This is a genomic window from Chloroflexota bacterium (assembly GCA_026713825.1).
In the GTDB taxonomy this organism is placed as follows: Bacteria; Chloroflexota; Dehalococcoidia; order Lucifugimonadales; family UBA1127; genus UBA1127.
The window spans coordinates 61525-77610 of record JAPONS010000026.1 but is presented as its reverse complement, the minus strand read 5'-3'; the positions used below and the strand labels follow the sequence as shown (position 1 = coordinate 77610).

General features: G+C 64.3%; 14 protein-coding genes. 10 read left to right on the top strand and 4 right to left on the bottom strand.

Features of this window, described 5'->3' with window-relative positions; genetic code table 11:
- Nucleotides 1-22 precede the first annotated feature (22 nt).
- Nucleotides 23-3349: a carbamoyl-phosphate synthase large subunit gene (gene carB / locus OXC99_03415; protein ID MCY4624036.1), complete on the top strand. Its 3327-nt coding sequence runs from the start codon at nucleotides 23-25 to the stop codon at nucleotides 3347-3349.
- 85 nt (nucleotides 3350-3434) lie between these two features.
- Here the strand turns inward: carB and OXC99_03410 are convergent, their stop codons facing one another.
- Entirely contained in the window at nucleotides 3435-4250 is an 816-nt protein-coding gene (locus OXC99_03410) for a methyltransferase domain-containing protein (GenBank protein ID MCY4624035.1), read from the bottom strand.
- Nucleotides 4251-4505: 255 nt separating this feature from the next.
- Between OXC99_03410 and OXC99_03405 the strand changes: the two genes are divergently transcribed.
- The 5 genes from OXC99_03405 (at nucleotide 4506) to clpX (ending at nucleotide 8573) form a co-directional block, all read left to right on the top strand.
- Nucleotides 4506-4712: a hypothetical protein gene (locus OXC99_03405; GenBank protein ID MCY4624034.1), complete on the top strand. Its 207-nt coding sequence runs from the start codon at nucleotides 4506-4508 to the stop codon at nucleotides 4710-4712.
- Between the two features lie 7 nt (nucleotides 4713-4719).
- Nucleotides 4720-5049: a hypothetical protein gene (locus OXC99_03400; protein MCY4624033.1), complete on the top strand. Its 330-nt coding sequence runs from the start codon at nucleotides 4720-4722 to the stop codon at nucleotides 5047-5049.
- 78 nt (nucleotides 5050-5127) lie between these two features.
- Nucleotides 5128-6522 carry a trigger factor gene (tig, locus tag OXC99_03395; GenBank protein MCY4624032.1) on the top strand — a complete coding sequence of 465 codons (1395 nt, stop codon included), beginning with the start codon at nucleotides 5128-5130 and terminating at the stop codon, nucleotides 6520-6522.
- Nucleotides 6523-6653: 131 nt separating this feature from the next.
- On the top strand, nucleotides 6654-7250 hold the full coding sequence (locus OXC99_03390; protein ID MCY4624031.1) for an ATP-dependent Clp protease proteolytic subunit: 597 nt from the start codon (nucleotides 6654-6656) through the stop codon (nucleotides 7248-7250).
- Between the two features lie 12 nt (nucleotides 7251-7262).
- Nucleotides 7263-8573 carry an ATP-dependent Clp protease ATP-binding subunit ClpX gene (clpX, locus tag OXC99_03385; protein ID MCY4624030.1) on the top strand — a complete coding sequence of 437 codons (1311 nt, stop codon included), beginning with the start codon at nucleotides 7263-7265 and terminating at the stop codon, nucleotides 8571-8573.
- 3 nt (nucleotides 8574-8576) lie between these two features.
- On the opposite strand, the gene OXC99_03380 is transcribed toward clpX, so the two are convergent.
- From OXC99_03380 to OXC99_03370, 3 genes are all read right to left on the bottom strand, one after another.
- Entirely contained in the window at nucleotides 8577-9512 is a 936-nt protein-coding gene (locus tag OXC99_03380; protein ID MCY4624029.1) for an LLM class flavin-dependent oxidoreductase, read from the bottom strand.
- An 11-nt stretch (nucleotides 9513-9523) separates the two neighbouring features.
- Entirely contained in the window at nucleotides 9524-11374 is a 1851-nt protein-coding gene (locus OXC99_03375) for an FAD-binding protein (GenBank protein ID MCY4624028.1), read from the bottom strand.
- Nucleotides 11375-11786: 412 nt separating this feature from the next.
- Entirely contained in the window at nucleotides 11787-11984 is a 198-nt protein-coding gene (locus OXC99_03370) for a hypothetical protein (GenBank protein ID MCY4624027.1), read from the bottom strand.
- On the opposite strand from OXC99_03370, the gene OXC99_03365 reads away from it, so the two are divergent.
- The 4 genes from OXC99_03365 (at nucleotide 11953) to thrB (ending at nucleotide 16044) form a co-directional block, all read left to right on the top strand.
- Nucleotides 11953-13518 carry an ABC transporter substrate-binding protein gene (locus OXC99_03365; protein ID MCY4624026.1) on the top strand — a complete coding sequence of 522 codons (1566 nt, stop codon included), beginning with the start codon at nucleotides 11953-11955 and terminating at the stop codon, nucleotides 13516-13518. The genes OXC99_03370 and OXC99_03365 overlap by 32 nt on opposite strands.
- A gap of 180 nt (nucleotides 13519-13698) precedes the next feature.
- A complete protein-coding gene (locus OXC99_03360; GenBank protein MCY4624025.1) occupies nucleotides 13699-14424 on the top strand; it encodes an HAD family hydrolase in 726 nt (241 codons plus the stop codon).
- Nucleotides 14425-14436: 12 nt separating this feature from the next.
- Complete coding sequence (hisIE, locus tag OXC99_03355) at nucleotides 14437-15060, top strand: bifunctional phosphoribosyl-AMP cyclohydrolase/phosphoribosyl-ATP diphosphatase HisIE (protein ID MCY4624024.1); 624 nt, start codon at nucleotides 14437-14439, stop codon at nucleotides 15058-15060.
- A gap of 102 nt (nucleotides 15061-15162) precedes the next feature.
- Complete coding sequence (gene thrB, locus OXC99_03350; GenBank protein ID MCY4624023.1) at nucleotides 15163-16044, top strand: homoserine kinase; 882 nt, start codon at nucleotides 15163-15165, stop codon at nucleotides 16042-16044.
- Nucleotides 16045-16086: the final 42 nt, after the last annotated feature.

Below are 16086 nucleotides of genomic sequence, written 5' to 3'. Positions count from 1 at the left end.
CGGCGCGACGGAAGGACAACGGATGACCGAGAAGCCACAGAAGGTCCTCGTCATAGGCAGCGGGCCGATCGTGATTGGGCAGGCGGCCGAGTTCGACTACGCCGGAGCGCAGGCGTGCAAGGCGCTGCGGGAGGAAGGCGTGACAACGGTGCTCGTCAACTCCAACCCGGCGACGATCATGACGGACGAGGGCATCGCGGACATCGTGCACATCGAGCCGCTGACGCCTGAGGCGGTCGAGCGGATCATCGCGCGGGAGCGGCCGGACGGCGTTCTGCCGACGCTGGGCGGGCAGACGGGGCTGAACCTGGCGGTGCAGCTCGCGGAGCAGGGGATCCTCGAGAAGTACAACGTGCGGCTGCTGGGGACGCCGCTGGACGCAATCCAGCACGCCGAGGACCGGGAGCTGTTCCGGCAACTGCTGCTGGACATCGGCGAGCCGACGCCGCCGAGCGAGACGGTGACGACAATCGAGGAGGCGCTCGAGGTCAAGGGACGGCTGGGGTTGCCGCTGGTCATCCGCCCCGCCTACACCCTCGGCGGCACCGGCGGCGGCGTGGTGCGGACGGAGGAGGAGTTCGAGGAGTCGGTGCGCGCGGGGATTGCCGCGAGCCCGATCAACCAGGTGCTGCTGGAGCGCTCGCTGGAGGGCTGGAAGGAAGTCGAATACGAGGTGATGCGGGACGCCAACGACACCTGCATCACGGTCTGCAACATGGAGAACCTGGACCCGATGGGCGTTCACACGGGCGACAGCATCGTTGTGGCGCCGTCTCAGACGCTCAACGACAAGGAGTACCAACTCCTCCGCAGCGCGAGCCTGAAGATTATCCGCGCGCTGGGCATCGAGGGCGGTTGCAACGTACAGCTTGCGCTGGCGCCGCACCCGGACGTCGCGGCTGCACTGCCGGAGGCGGCCCGGCCCAAGAGCAACCTGGAATACTACGTCATCGAGGTGAACCCACGCGTGAGCCGTTCGTCGGCGCTGGCATCGAAAGCGACGGGATACCCCATCGCGCGGGTGGCGGCGAAGATCGCTGTCGGTCGCAGGCTCGACGAGATCCCGAACGCCGTCACACAGAAGACCGTCGCGGCCTTCGAGCCGGCGCTGGACTACTGCGTGGTGAAGATACCGCGGTGGCCGTTCGACAAATTCCCGACCGGGGACCGCGGCATCAACACGCAGATGAAGGCGACGGGCGAGGTCATGGCCATCGACCGCTCCTTTGAAGCCGCTTTCTCCAAGGCTGTCCGCTCGCTTGAAATCAGCGGGCAATCGATGCTCTGGGAGGCGCAGGAGTGGCGCGGACTGGACGACTGGCGCGAGCTCCCGCTGTTCCCGGCGACGGACCTGCGGATCTGGGCGCTGATGGCGGCGCTGCGCCGTGGGGCGACGCCCGCCGAACTCTTGGCGCACACTCACGTCGACGGGTGGTTCCTGCAGGCGATGGAGCGCATCGTCGACATGGAGCGGCGGCTGCTGGAGGCGACGCAGCCGACGCGAGAGCTGCTGTGGGACGCCAAGCGCCTCGGGTTCTCCGACAGGCAGATCGCGGCCTTCGGCATCGCGGAGGGGCTGCCGGAGCGCGTGCGCGCCCTGCGGCAGTCGATGGGCATCAGACCTGTCTTCAAGATGGTGGACACGTGCGCGGCCGAGTTCGAGGCGGTCACGCCGTACTACTACAGCACGTACGAGGAAGAGAACGAGGCGATCCCGCTGGCAGGCGAACGCGCGGTGGTCATCGGCAGCGGGCCGATTCGCATTGGCCAGGGCATAGAGTTCGACTACTGCTCGGTTCACGCTGCGTGGGCGCTCCAGGAAGAGGGGTTGCAGAGCATCATGGTCAACTCCAACCCGGAGACCGTGTCCACAGACTTCGACACCAGCCAACGCCTCTACTTTGAGCCGCTGGACGAGGAGAGCGTGCGCGACGTCATCGAGAACGAGGGCGGCGACGCGGGCGACCTGCCGGCGTCCGTGGTGCAGTTCGGCGGGCAGACGGCCATCAACCTCTCGCAATCGCTGGACCGGGTGGGACTGCCCATCCTCGGCTCGACGGCGGAGGCCATCGACATCGCGTCGGACAGGCGGCGGTTCGAGGAGTTCATGGCGGGCATCGGGGTGCCGCAGCCGCCGGGGACCGGCATCACCACCATCGAGGAGGCGCTGCAGGTGGCGGAGAACATCGGCTACCCGGTGCTGGTGCGTCCCAGCTACGTGCTTGGCGGGCGGGCGATGCAGATCGTGCAAGCCCCTGACGAACTGGTCGGCTATTTCGCTGCCGGGGTCGAGGCGAGCCCGGACAAACCGATACTGGTCGACAAGTACCTGGAGGGCAAGGAGTGCGAGGTTGACGCCGTGTGCGACGGAGAGACCGTCGTCATCCCGGGCATCATGGAGCACGTGGAGCGCGCGGGCGTGCACAGCGGCGATTCGATGGCCATCTACCCCGGCATCACCATGACCACCGAAGAGGTGGACGTCCTGGTGGACTACACGGTGCGCATCGCGCGGGGGCTGGGTGTCAAGGGACTGATGAACATCCAGTTCGTGGTCATGGGCGGCGGCCACTACCGGAGCCCCGGGGACCCTCGCGGAACGCACGCGGCCGACGTCTACGTGCTGGAAGTCAACCCGCGGGCCAGCCGCACCATCCCCTTCATCAGCAAGGTCACGGGTGTGCCGATGGTGCAGCTCGCCACCAAGGTTATGCTCGGGCGCACGCTGAAGGAGCTGGGTTACGAGACCGGCTTTTGGCCTCGACAGTCATTGGTTGCGGTCAAGGCACCCGTCTTCTCGATGTCGAAGCTGGCGGGCGTCGACACTCACCTGGGGCCGGAGATGAAGTCGACGGGCGAGGTCATGGGCGTCGACTACAACTACTCCGCGGCGATGGCGAAGGCACTCATCGCGTCCAACATGGCGCTGAGGCCTTCGTGCCCGGTGCTGCTCAGCATCTCCGACAAGGACAAGAGTGAGGCAAAGGGCCTGATCGCCTCACTCGCCAACGCCGGGCACCGGTTGTATGCGACGGAGGGGACGGCGAATCTCATTCGGAACCTGGGTTACTCCAATGTCGTGGAGGTGTCCAAGCTGTGGGAGGGGAGCCCCAACGTCGTGGACGTCGTGCAGCAGGGCATGGTGGACGCCGTCGTCAACACGCTCTCCGGGAGCGAGGAGGCGCCGATGCGCGACGGCTTCTACATCCGGCGGGCGGCGGTTGAGCGGCGGATCCCGTGCTTCACGTCGCTGGACACTGCGCGCACGGCGCTGGAGGCGGTGCAGGGCGGCGGGCTGCAGTACACGATACAACGGCACCAGGACTATTTGGAGAAGCCGCCAAGTTAGGGACTTCATTCAAACACATACGCAACATGCAAATGAGAAAGGGCCCCTCAAATGAGGGGCCCTTTTCGTTCAAGCGTAGTTCAAGCTATTTGCGTGTAGCAATCACCGTCAGCCAGTTGCGGGGGACCTTGTCGAGTTGGAGTTCCTCAAAGGCCTGACGGGCGCCGGCCTTCAGCGCCTCCGAGCCATACTCGAGCGGGATGCCGGGCATGGCGCCCTCGATGAAAGCCTCGTACTGGCTGATGGCGAGGAAGCCGGCCAAGTCCATGGGTGCGGGGCAGAGGTGGGTTCGTGCCACGGAGAAGCCGTTCTTCAGGAGCAACTCCTCGTACTCTTCGGGAGTGAGCTGCACACGCGCCGCGACCTTGTCCGCCTTCGGGAACATGCCATAGTTGGACTTGAGGGAGCGGAGCGACTTGGACATCCAACGGCGGTAGAACTGCTCGGACTCGGGCGGGACGCTGCCCTGGAAGAAGGTGGTGTTGAAGGCAAAGGTTCCGCCGGGCCGCAGCGTCGACGCGACTTCGGCCACGAGCGTCTGCTTATCGGGCACCATGTGGATGCCGTTGCAGAAGACCACGCCGTCGACGGGGTTCTTGACAATCGTGGAGAGGTGTTCGGCGCGGCTGTGAATGAACTCGAGCGCCACGTCACGGGCGGAGCCGAGCTGCGCCATGGCCTCCTTGATGGCGGATGCGGACATATCGATGCCGATGACGAGGCTGTCGCGGGCGCCCTTGATGCGATCGACGATGAGGCGGGTCACGGCACCGGTGCCACAGGCAAGGTCAACGATCTTCTGCCCGGGCCGGAAGTCAACCATGTCCACCAACTGCCGATTGACCACCTGGTAGAACCCCTGCGCCGCAAAGGGGGCGTACGAAAATCGGGATTCGGTCATCTGCACACCTCAGACCTACGCCTTGTCTCGGTCACCCTGGTTGACAAGCGCCATTACGGTCATGGATGGGAGCTTTTCAACCATCCACATTGTAATGGCCTTGTCCAGCGATTGATAGGGGATGGGCCAAACCCGCGCGTTGACACGCCCCAACGCCGTTCCTACACTAAAATTTCAATGACGTGAAGGGCTTATGTGCCCTCTCCCCACACTTCCGATGCCGCGGCTGAGGTCTTGAAGGACGGAGCGGCGACCATGTTCGACCCACGATACAGGTTCTACCGCGCCACGCTCAGCACAGGCAGCAGGATTGCGCTGGGAATAGTCATTTTCGCCTTTGGGCTGTTCCTCATTTCGCCGGTAGCGGAGTGGCTGCTGAACCTTGTTGGATGGATTGCCATGATCGGGGGAGCGGTCGTATTCGCCGCCGGACTCTGGGGCGCCCTCCGGGGCAGGGAGTGATATTCACATGGCAGACGCAGGGCCCTCCGGCGCTCGAACTGACACCCTTGCTCGCATTGCAGTTAACCTCGACGGGCCCGCGGAGTACCGGGGAACGGAGATCATCGGCGACCTGCGGGTGATAGCTGAGACGCTCTACTATCCGTTCAAGTTTGTCGCGTTCTGGGACGGTCAGACCGGCAACCACCTCTGCCCGCAGACGCAGGCGGGGGTGGCCTGTGCGCACCCTCCCAGTGACGAAGGACGCGCGGCCTACGCCGTTGCCGTAGAGGACCAGATGAAAGGGGAGATGGAGGTCTTCTTCCCTCACGCCGGCCTGTCCATCTTCCTCGGCTAGACCACCTCAATCGCCCGCCACGATTGCCCGCACCCTTCCCTATGCTATAATTGAGGGAACCCTCCCGTGAGGCTGCCGTTGAAGATTACCCGTGAAGAAGACGCCGTCCGCCAAACTGTGCTCAATATTGAGATGGAAGAGGCGGATGTAGAAAGCTACCTGCAACGCGCGTACCAGCGCGTCGTTCAAAAGGTCAAGGTGCCCGGCTTCCGCCCGGGCAAGGCCCCCCGCCGAGTCGTGGAGCGGATGGTCGGGCGGGAGTCGCTCCTCAATGAGGCGTTGGACTTCATGGTGCCGGAGATCACAGCCAAGGCCATAGAGCAAGAGGACATCGAGGCCGGCGCACAACCAGACGTCGAACTCGTAGAGACCGAGCCGGTCACCATCAAAGCGACCGTTCCCCTCACTCCGCTCGTGGACACCGGCAACTACGTTTCCCTGCGCGTACCCTGGGAGCCGCCCGCCGTCACCGACGAGCAGATTGCGGAGGCGCTGGAGGAGGCGCGACGCAAGGAGGCCGTCTGGGAGCCCGTCGAACGGGCCGCGGAGATGGGCGACGACGTCACTATGACTTTCAAGGGAGTTGTGGACGGCGAGACCATCGTGGAGCAGGAGGATGCGGCCTTCGTCCTCGACCCAGAGGCGCCCATCGCCGGCTTCGGCGAAGCACTGACCGGCATCACCGCCGGCGAGGACCGCGAGTTTGAGCTTCCCTTTCCCGACGACTACTTCAACGAGAATTTGGCTGGCAAGGCTTGCACTTTCAGCATCTCAGCCAAGGAGATCAAAGCCCAGGTCCTGCCGGAATTGGACGATGAGTTCGCCAAGAGCGTGGACGACGGATACGACTCGTTGGACGCTCTCAAGGACCACCTACGGCAGCAGCTGCAGGATGAGTTGGACCACGAGGACGAGCACAAGTACGAAGACGCCGTCATGACGGAGCTGGTGAGCGCCGGCTCGGTTGAACTTCCGCCCATCATGATCGAGCGCGCCATCGACAACCACCTGCAGGAGATCCAGGACACCATTGGCAGGCGCATCGGGCGGGCCATCTCGCTCGAAGAGTACATGGACATCATGAAGAAGTCGGAAGATGACCTCAGGGAGGAGACCCGCGTCACGGTGGAGGAGCAGCTCCGGCGCTCGTACCTGCTGACGCAGGTGGCCGAGAAGGAGGGCATCGACCCGACAGACGAGGACGTCGAGGCGGAGATTGAGGAGATGGCGACCCGCGCTGGGGAGCAGGGTGATCAGGTGCGGGATCTCTTCATGAGCCAGGAAAACCGTGACTCCGTCGCCCGCTCGATCCGGTCGCGCCGCACGGTGCAGCGCCTCGTCGACATAGCGAAGGGCGAAGCCGTCGTGGAGCCGTCGAACGAGGCCGAGCCGACTGAGGTCTCCGTTGAGGAGTCGGCGGACTCCGTTGAGGAGTCCGGGCAAACAGAGGAATCCACTGAACAGGCCACCTAATTCGGTTGGCCTGCTGGATAATACGGACGCAATAGGACGCAGGAGGAACGTCAATGGCACGCAGGAACATACACAGCGAGGCGGAGCTTGTCAGTGCGGCTGGTAAGCTGCTCGGCCCGCCTCCGCAGGGCATCATCCCCACAGTCATCGAGACCGGCGCCCGCGGCGAAAGAGGTTTCGACATCTACTCACTCCTCCTGCGGGAACGCATCATCTTCCTGGGCACGGGCATCAATGACTATGTCGCCAACCTCATCGTCGCGGAGATGCTCTACCTGGAACGGGAGGACCCGGAGAAGGACATCAACCTGTACATCAACTCTCCCGGCGGCGTGGTCACGTCCGGACTGGCGATCCTGGATACCATGAACCTCATCGCTCCTGACGTGTCGACCATCTGCGTCGGCCTGGCCGCGAGCATGGGCACTGTGCTGCTGTGCTCGGGCGCCAAGGGGAAGCGCTACAGCCTCGCCAACTCAACGATCCACATGCACCAGCCACTGGGCGGCGCGCAGGGCCAGGCGACGGACATCGAGATTGCCGCAAGGGAGATCCTGCGGTTGCAGGACAAGATCCGGGTGATCATCTCCGAGCAGACCGGACAGCCCTACGAGCAGGTGGCAAGGGACACGGACCGCGACTTCTACCTGACCGCGGAGCAGGCGGTGGAGTACGGCCTTATTGATGAAGTGCTGACCAGAGAGCAGCCGGCTGTCGCGGGCAGCTAGGGAGAGGGCGGAATGGCCGGCAAGGGCAAGGGCGGCATCGACTACACCTGCTCGTTCTGCGGGAAACCACAGGGGCAGGTAAAGCGTCTGGTTGCGGGACCCGGCAAGGTCTTCATCTGCGACGAGTGCGTCGTGCTATGCCAGCAGATCATGGGCGACTACGCCGCGACCGAGGCGTCCTCCGGAGAGGATGCAGCGCAAGCTCCCGTCGCCTCCAGCCGTGCCGAATTCCTGCCGCCGAGAGTCATCTACGAGAAGCTGGACGAGTACGTTGTCGGGCAGGAGCATGCCAAGAAGGTACTCAGCGTCGCCGTCTACAACCATTTCAAGCGAATATGGAATGCCGCCGACAATTTCAGCAACGTGGAGCTCCAGAAGAGCAACATCCTCCTCATCGGTCCCACCGGCAGCGGCAAGACCCTCCTGGCACAGACTCTCGCAAAGATCCTTGACGTTCCCTCCGCCATTGCCGACGCAACCTCGTTGACCGAGGCGGGCTACGTCGGCGAGGACGTGGAGCACATCCTGCTCCGCCTCATCCAGGCGGCGGACTGGGACCTGAGCCGCGCCGAACACGGCATCCTGTACATCGACGAGATCGACAAGATCGCCCGCAAGAGCCCCAATCCCTCGATAACGCGCGACGTTTCCGGCGAGGGTGTGCAGCAGGGACTGTTGAAGATCATCGAGGGCACGCAGGCGGCCATTCCCCCGAACGGCGGCCGCAAGCATCCGCACCAAGAGTTCCTGCAGTTCAGGACGGACAACATCCTCTTCGTGTGCGGGGGCGCGTTCGACGGCCTGGAGCAAGTGGTCGAAAAGCGCGTGCTGAAGGACCGGCGCAGCATCGGCCTGGTCCGGGACGGCCGGAGCCACATCGACAGCGACGAGCCCGAGAGCATCATGCAGCAGGTCAACAGCGACGACCTGCTGCAATACGGCTTCATTCCGGAGCTGGTGGGCCGCTTCCCCGTCGTGGTGTCCCTGGACCCGCTGACGAAGGGCGACCTGGTCCGGGTGCTCACGGAGCCGAAGAACGCCGTGGTCAAGCAGTACCAACACCTCTTCTCGTTGGACAACGTGGAGCTGGTCTTCCAGATCGACGCGCTCGAGGCCGCCGCGGAGGAGGCGATGACCCACAAGACCGGCGCGCGCGGCCTCCGGACCATCATCGAGCGGACGCTGCTCGACGTCATGTACGAGCTGCCGTCGCTGCAAGGGGTGAACCGCTGCCTGGTGGACGCCGAGGTGGTGGAAGGCAAGAAGCAGCCAGTGCTCCTCACCTCCGCAGGCGACACGGTGGACCTGCCCCGAGCGGCGTAGGGGCTACGGCGTCTCTCGAAGTCGCGGCACAACGTCCGCCGCGATGCGCTCAAGGTGCTCCACGTCCAGCGACGGCACGCCAAGCATGAATGTCCTCGTGCCGACGTCTACGAACTCCTGCAGTTTGGAAGCTACCTCTTCCGCCGGACCGTACACTGCGAATGTCTTGGGGTCTCTTGCCGGGCCGTAGTAGGCGTTGAGGAATGGGATCAGCGCCGCCAACGCGCGGTCACGGTCGTCGTCCACTGCGACGTAGATGAGTTTCCCCGCCTCCAGTTGCTCAGGGTCACGGCCAAAGCTGCGGGCGTGCTCCAACACACTTTGCCAGCACGCCTCGTAGCCCACTGGAGGCGTGAATGGGCCGCCGATCCAGCCGTCGGCGAGCTCCCCTGTTCTTCGCAACACCGGTTCGACGTGGCCGCCCATGTAGAGGGGGATGCCGCCCTCGCGCACGGCGGCGGGGCGGACTACGGCGTCGTCCAGGTCGTAGAAGCGTCCTTCATGCGACACCGGCTCGCCGCGGAGCAGTGCGCGCAGGACGAGCATGTTCTCTCGAAGGCGTGGCACTCGCTCGGACTGCTGCATCCCCAGTCCCGGGTATTCTCCCGGTCTCCCTCCCAATGAGATGCCTAGCTCCACGCGTCCTCCGGAGAGGTAGTCGAGGGAAGACAGCCGTCGCGCCAGCTCGGGGGCGTTCCGCATGGACAGCAGCAGCACGGCTGTGCCGAGAACCATTCGCTCTGTCGCGCTGGCGGCGAGGGTGAGGAGAGTCAGCGGCTCAAGCAGGTTGGCGTTGTGGAAGATGCGATCCTCCGTCCACAAGCCGTGGAAGCCGAGGCGCTCGGCGTGCCGGAAGAACTCGATGTACTGCGCCTTCGAGGGCAGCGGACCGTCCGACGCCGCGGGGATGTGGAGTCCGACCTTGATCTCGCCCGCCACTGTCACGCCTCCTACGCGCCGGCCCGCGCCCCGGCGTCGCGGAGCGCTGCCGTGAGGGCCGGGACAACCTCGGCCGCGTCGCCGACGATGCCGTAGTCGCAAGAGCGAAAGATGAAAGCGCGGGCGCGCTGATTGATCGCGACGACGATGCCGGCACGGAGGACGCCGACCATGTGATTGAGGTTGCCGCTCACGCCCACCGCTACGTATAGCTTGGGCGAGATGGCCTTTCCGGTAATGCCGACCTGCTGCTGCTTGGGAATCCAGCCAAGGTCGGTCACGTTCCGGGTGGCGGCGACGGCGGCGCCCAGAGCGTCTGCAAGCTCGTAGACGGGCCCATAGTTTTCGGGCTCGCCGACACCCATGCCTATGCCAACGACGATGTCGGCGTCGTACAGGCGGGCGCCCTCGCCGCCGACCTCGTTCTTCACAGAGACAACCGAGACCGGGTCTTCAAGCGCGGCGGCTGCTATCTCGAGTCCGTCCGTGACCGCTGTGCGCGAGTCATCGCGCGGGGCGCGGGCGAGCATGCCGGGGCGGACGGTCGCCATCTGCGGCGTCGTGCGCGAGAGGATGGGCGAGACGATGTTGCCGCCGAATGCAGGCTTGTACTGCACCAGTTGTCCCTCGCTGTTGATGGCGAGGTCGATGCAGTCGCCGGTGAGGCCGAGTCCCAGCCGCGCTGCCAGCCGCGCCGCGAGGTCACGGCCGTTCACCGTGGCCGGCAGCAGCAGGGCGAAGGGACGCTTGACCGCGACGGCGTCGGCCAGCACGCGTGTGTACGTGAGCGTGGCGTACTGCGCCAGCCCTGGGTGGTCCGCGATGAAGACAAGGTCGGCACCATGGGCGGCAAGCTCCGGGACGTGCCGCTCGACATCGCTGCCGATGAGCACCGCGGCGACAGCTCGGTCGGACTGGGCGGCCAGCTTGCCGGCGACGCCCAGCAGCTCAAAAGTGACAGGCCGCAACGCGCCTTCAGCATCCTGCTCGGCGATGACCCATATGGCGTCGTAGGGGTTCTTGGGGAAGCGGGCCTGACCCGCCTTCTCGCCCTCAGCAGCCGCACCCCAGCCGGAAAAGAGGCCACGGCCTTCAAGCGCCTCGACAAGCCGGTTCACGTTGACCTGCACGTCCTCATCGTCAAAGACCTCCGGCTGGCGGGTACTCTCGAAGCTCTCGATCGCGTCGACCCATGTTGGTGAGCCGGCGAAGCCGAAGATGGAAGTATCCTGCGACAGGTCCGTGGCGGTGACTTCCTCAATCTGCTTCTCCTTCGCAGCCTCCAGCTGCTCGGGACCGGGCCACGCCTCTTCCGCGATGCCGTCGCCACAGGCCAGCAGGACGGGCAAATGGGATTCCACTGTCTCGAGGCCGTCATCGGTCTCACGGCGCGCCGAAATGACATTGCGGGCCGCGTCGAAGCTCAAGCCAGAAACGCTGGTGACCTGCGGGATGGCCAGCATCTCCGCCACCTCCGGGCCCACCTGCCCGGTCTCTGCGTCCAGGCTGTGCTTGCCGCAGAGGATGAGGTCGTACTCGCCGCGGCTGAGGGCCAAGGCGAGAGCTCTAGCGGTCGCAAGCGTGTCGGCGCCGGCGAAGGCGCGGTCGGTGAGCAGCACCGCGCGGTCAGCGCCGAGCGCGAGACACTGGACGAGGGCATCGCGGGCTTGGGGCGGGCCCATCGTGATCGCGGTCACCTCGCCGCCATGCTCCTCGACGAGTTTGACGGCGGCGGACACTGCGAGGAGGTCGTAGGAATTGACCTCCAGCGGCACGCCCTCTCGCACGATGGTGCGTGTCTCCGGGTCGAATCTGACGCGGGCGATGACGGGTATCTGTTTGATGCAAACGGCGATCTTCATGTGGACTCCCTCTGACGATGTGCGCACCGTATTCTACCGCAGTGGGACTCCACTTCGCCCGCATGGAAGCTCAGCAGCACGCACGCAACAAATCTCACGAAACTCTGATGTCTTCGTGAAATCTACCGCAGGTTATGAGCAGTATTTGACAATCTATCTTCGATTCCTTGTGACAAACTGCACATTGTTGACAAGTTTCGTTATCAGCATACTATCGTACTATTACGGGAACACATGGGGAATATAACAGGGGGTGAAGTATGCGCGCTCATCGTAGACGCTCGGCATGGACTCTAGTGTTGCTCGCGGCCCTTGGCGCTGCGCTGTTGAGCTTCGCAGCGTGCGGAGGCGACGACGAAGACTCAGCGGCAACATCAAGCACTACTGACACGAGCACAACAGCGACCACCACTCAGACCGAATCGTCAGCGCCGACCGAAGCGGCTGCTGCGCCAACACCCATCGCGGCGGTCGTTTCCGTGCCGGTGACTGCGCCCGCCGAGCCGGCTGTCGCGCCGACCGCGGCCCCGTCAACGACGGACACGTCAACGTCGGGCGGCGGCGACGCAATGATGCCCATGATCGAGCGGTTGGTCTTCGGCATCAACATGTCGCAGGAGACTACCTCGCCACCCCTGGGAGGTGGTGGTATCGCCGGTTTCATCTCCCTGCGGCCAATGTATGAGTTTCTGGTGGACATCACTCCGGACCGCGGGCAGTTCGTCCCCATGCTGGCTACAAGTTGGACCATTGAGGGTTCAGACAAGATTCGATTCCAGCTTCGGGAAGGCGTGCCGTTCCACAAGGGCCAGGGCGAGTTCACGGCCCAGGACGTGGTCCACACGTGGGAGCAGGTCACACGCGAGGACGCCGACCACGGCAATACCACGTTGTTCCGCTCCGCCACCGATCACATTGAGATCATCAATGACCACGAGGTGCTCTGGCACCTGACCAGCCCGGAGGCTGAACTCTTCTGGATCATCTCCCAGATGTCGGCGGGCGGCATGGAGATCCAGAGCAAGGACCACTATGACTCCCTGGCCGGCGGCGACCCAGAGTTTCGACCATCGTTCGAGGGCGAGGCAATCGCCGGCACAGGACCGTACCAGTTCGGCGGACGCGAGCAGGCCCAGAATATTCAGTTCGAGCAGGTCCCCTACGACCACTGGCAGCTCAATACAGAATTCCCGGGATTTGAGTGGCGCATCATCAACGAGAATTCCACTCGGCTTGCCGCGTTGCTGACCGAAGAGATTCACATGGCCGCATTGCCGGAAGACCTGAAAGAACAGGCCGCCGCCAGGGGCATGAGGCACATTGCAGGCCGCGTCAAGGGACTTCGGACGTTCATGAGCTTCAACTGCTGCTACATGGTTGACGGGAGCCGCGCGGCCGACGCGCAGTATCTCTACCCGGAAAGCCGACTCCTCGATGGGCGGGTGCGCAAGGCCCTCAACAAGGCTGTCAACAAGGACGAGCTGAACGAGGCGTTCTTCAACAACAAGGGCTTCCCGATGTATCACACGCACCTGAACGAGAACACCCTGGGCTGGGACCCCAGCTGGGAGACGCGCTACCCGGAGGAGTACGGTTTCGACCCTGTAGTCGCGCGCCAATTGCTCAGTGAAGCCGGTTACTCAGAGAGCAACCCGTTGGAGCTGACCACGTACTCCGAGGAACTGACCGCGTATGCGGGCGCCGCGGACGTCGTGGACGTGATCTTGAACTACTGGACGGAAGTGGGTGTAAAGGTCACGCTGGAAGCCTACGACCCCACGCGGTTCCGCTCCGCTGAGCGGGGCTTCGAGGTGTACAACGACGTGGACATCGTGGGGACGTCGTCCTACCCGTTTGTGGCCCAGCGCATCTACAACTGGGCGTACCGGGCGACGAGCAACAACTACACGTCGCCAGAGATCAACGTATTGGGCACCAAGGTGCGCGGGATCCTCGACCTGGAAGAACAGGCAGTTGCATGGAAGGAGTGGGGCGAGGCCATCTACTCGTCGCATGCCAACCTGAACCTCTTCTGGCTGCCGGCAGAGGCGACTGTGAACCCGAAGTTCGTGTCGGACTGGGTCTTCCCCAGTAACGTCACCGGCACGTACACGCACATCCCACACATCAAGGCCGTGAAGTAGCGGGAACGGCCTTCCTTCCAAGGCCTTGGAGGAAAGGGGGCCCGGCAAATGCCGGGCCCCCTTTCCTGTGTTGCGCATTGAGTTCGGCTGCCCCAGACAGTGGGGCGGCGCGGACACGAGACACACTTCACATCTGTCCGGGTTACAATGGAAAGGGTCCACATTCGGGCAGGAGCAAGCATGGTCATCAAGGCAGTGGTGTTTGACGCCTTCGACACGCTATTTGTGAATACTCGAGACCTCTGGCGGGACTGCTTTGTCCGCATTTGCAGGGACCAGGGTCTGGCAATCGATCCCAGTGCGCTGTACGACGCTTGGGCCGTGGCGGAGATGGACTTCAGGAAGCGCCGGAATGACGTGGATACGATGACCGCGCGGGAGCCATTCGAGACTTACTACGAGGTGTGGCAAGACGCTTTTATACAGTCCTTCGGCAACCTGGAAGTCGATGGTGACGCGGACGCCGCCGTGGGATACTTCCTCGAGGACCTTGGGACGCGGGATGCATTCCCGGAAACGTTCGGGGCGCTCGAAAGGCTGGGGGAGCTCGTGCCCATAGCCATTCTTTCCAACGCCGACGACGCCTTTCTCTATCCCGTCATTGAGCGCAACGGACTCTCGGACGCCTTCGCCACGGTGCTGTCGTCAGAAGAGGCGCGGTTGTACAAGCCACACCCGGGCATCTTCGCGCAGATGCTGGAGCGCCTTGGCACGCCGGCGGCGGAGACGCTCATGGTGGGGGACACGCTGCTCGACGACATCTACGGAGCACGCGTGGCGGGCATGCCCGGCGCGTGGATCAACCGCTACGGGGCGCCGATGGATGGACGCGTTGCGCCTGACTATGAAATACGGAGCCTTGAAGACCTGCTCCCCATCGTGGCCGGTAAGCCGGTGGGCGGGTAAGGAGGGACCGCGATGCCCATGCCGCTTAAGCGCAACGAGAACGGCCTCATCCCCGCCATCGCGCAGCACCACGAGACGGGCGAAGTACTGATGCTGGCGTACGTCTCGGCGGAGTCGCTGGCGCGGACGCTGCAGGACGGCGATGCGTGGTTCTACAGCCGAAGTCGACAGTCGCTCTGGCACAAGGGCGAGGAGTCCGGCAACTACCTGCGCGTGAAGTCGCTGCACGTTGATTGCGACGGCGACACGCTGCTGATGAAGGTCGATCCCGTTGGGCCCGCCTGTCACACGGGCGCCGTTTCGTGCTTCTTCAACGACCTGGACACGGATCCTTCGTACGAGGCGAGCGATGCGAACGTCGGCGTACTGGAGGAGCTGTTTGCTGTCATCAAGGACCGTCAGGCGAACCCCACCGCCGAAAGCTACACGGCCAAGCTGCTTCAGTCCGGCGTCGGCCGTGTTGCGCAGAAGGTGGTGGAGGAGGCGGGCGAGTCGGCCATCGCCGCTGTTCAGGGCGAGAAGGAAGCGCTGGCGGGAGAGGTTGCTGACCTGCTCTACCACACGCTGACGATGCTGGCTGCTGCCGACGTCTCGCCTCGTGACGTGTGGGCGGAGCTCGCCAAGCGGCGCAAGTAGACTCCGCCTTGCCGCAGTCCTCGATCTACATGAGGGGTGAGTGCGGCTCAAGTCAAACACCATGGAGGGAACGAGCGGGTGTTGTCCTACGCGGAAGTGCGGGTGCCTGCAACGACAGCGAACCTGGGTCCCGGGTTCGACTGTCTTGGCATGGCACTGGACATCTGGAACACGGTGCGGCTCGAGGCCGGGAGCTCCGGTGTCAGGGTGTCCGGCGAGGGCGAGGGGTCACTGAACCTCGGGCGGGACAATCTTGTGATTCGTGCCGCCGAGTCGCTCTTCCGCGCGATCGGCAAGCCGACACCGCAGCTCTCGCTGACGTGCGACAACGCTGTCCCGCTGGGCAGGGGGCTCGGCAGCAGTTCCGCGGCGGCGGTCGGCGGGCTTGTGGCGGCGAATGCGCTCTGCGAGAACCCATTGACGCAGGATGAAGTGCTGGCGCTGGCCGTCGAGATTGAGGGGCACCCGGACAACGTGACTCCCGCGCTGCTGGGCGGGTGCCAGATAGTTGTGCAGGACGGCGATGCTCTGGTGACCTCCGCGGTGCCGCTGGCGAGCGACCTATGGGCGGTGCTATACATCCCATCGCAGCAGATGCCAACGCAACAGGCGCGGGGGTTGCTCGGGCCGACCGTTAGCCGGGCCGACGCGGTGTTCAACATGGGCCGGGCCGCGCTACTGGTGAACGCCCTCTCGATGGGCGATGTCTCGTTGCTGCGCACGGCGACGCAGGACCGGCTGCATCAGCCCGCTCGAGGCGTGCTCTTCCCGGCGATGGCGCGGATCATTCGCGCGGCGCTGGACGCCGGGGCCGTCGGGGCGTTCCTGTCGGGCGCCGGTTCGACGATTCTTGCGCTGACCGTCGACCGGGAGATGACGGTCGGGTACGAGATGGCGGACATGGCTGACAAAGCCGGTGTGCCGGGCGACGTGAAGGTGACGAAGGTGAGCCCGCAGGGGGCGCACGTGGTGTCCGCGGGGTAGCGTCGACGAAGAACAGAAGAACACAGTCAGAGAAGAGTTGGG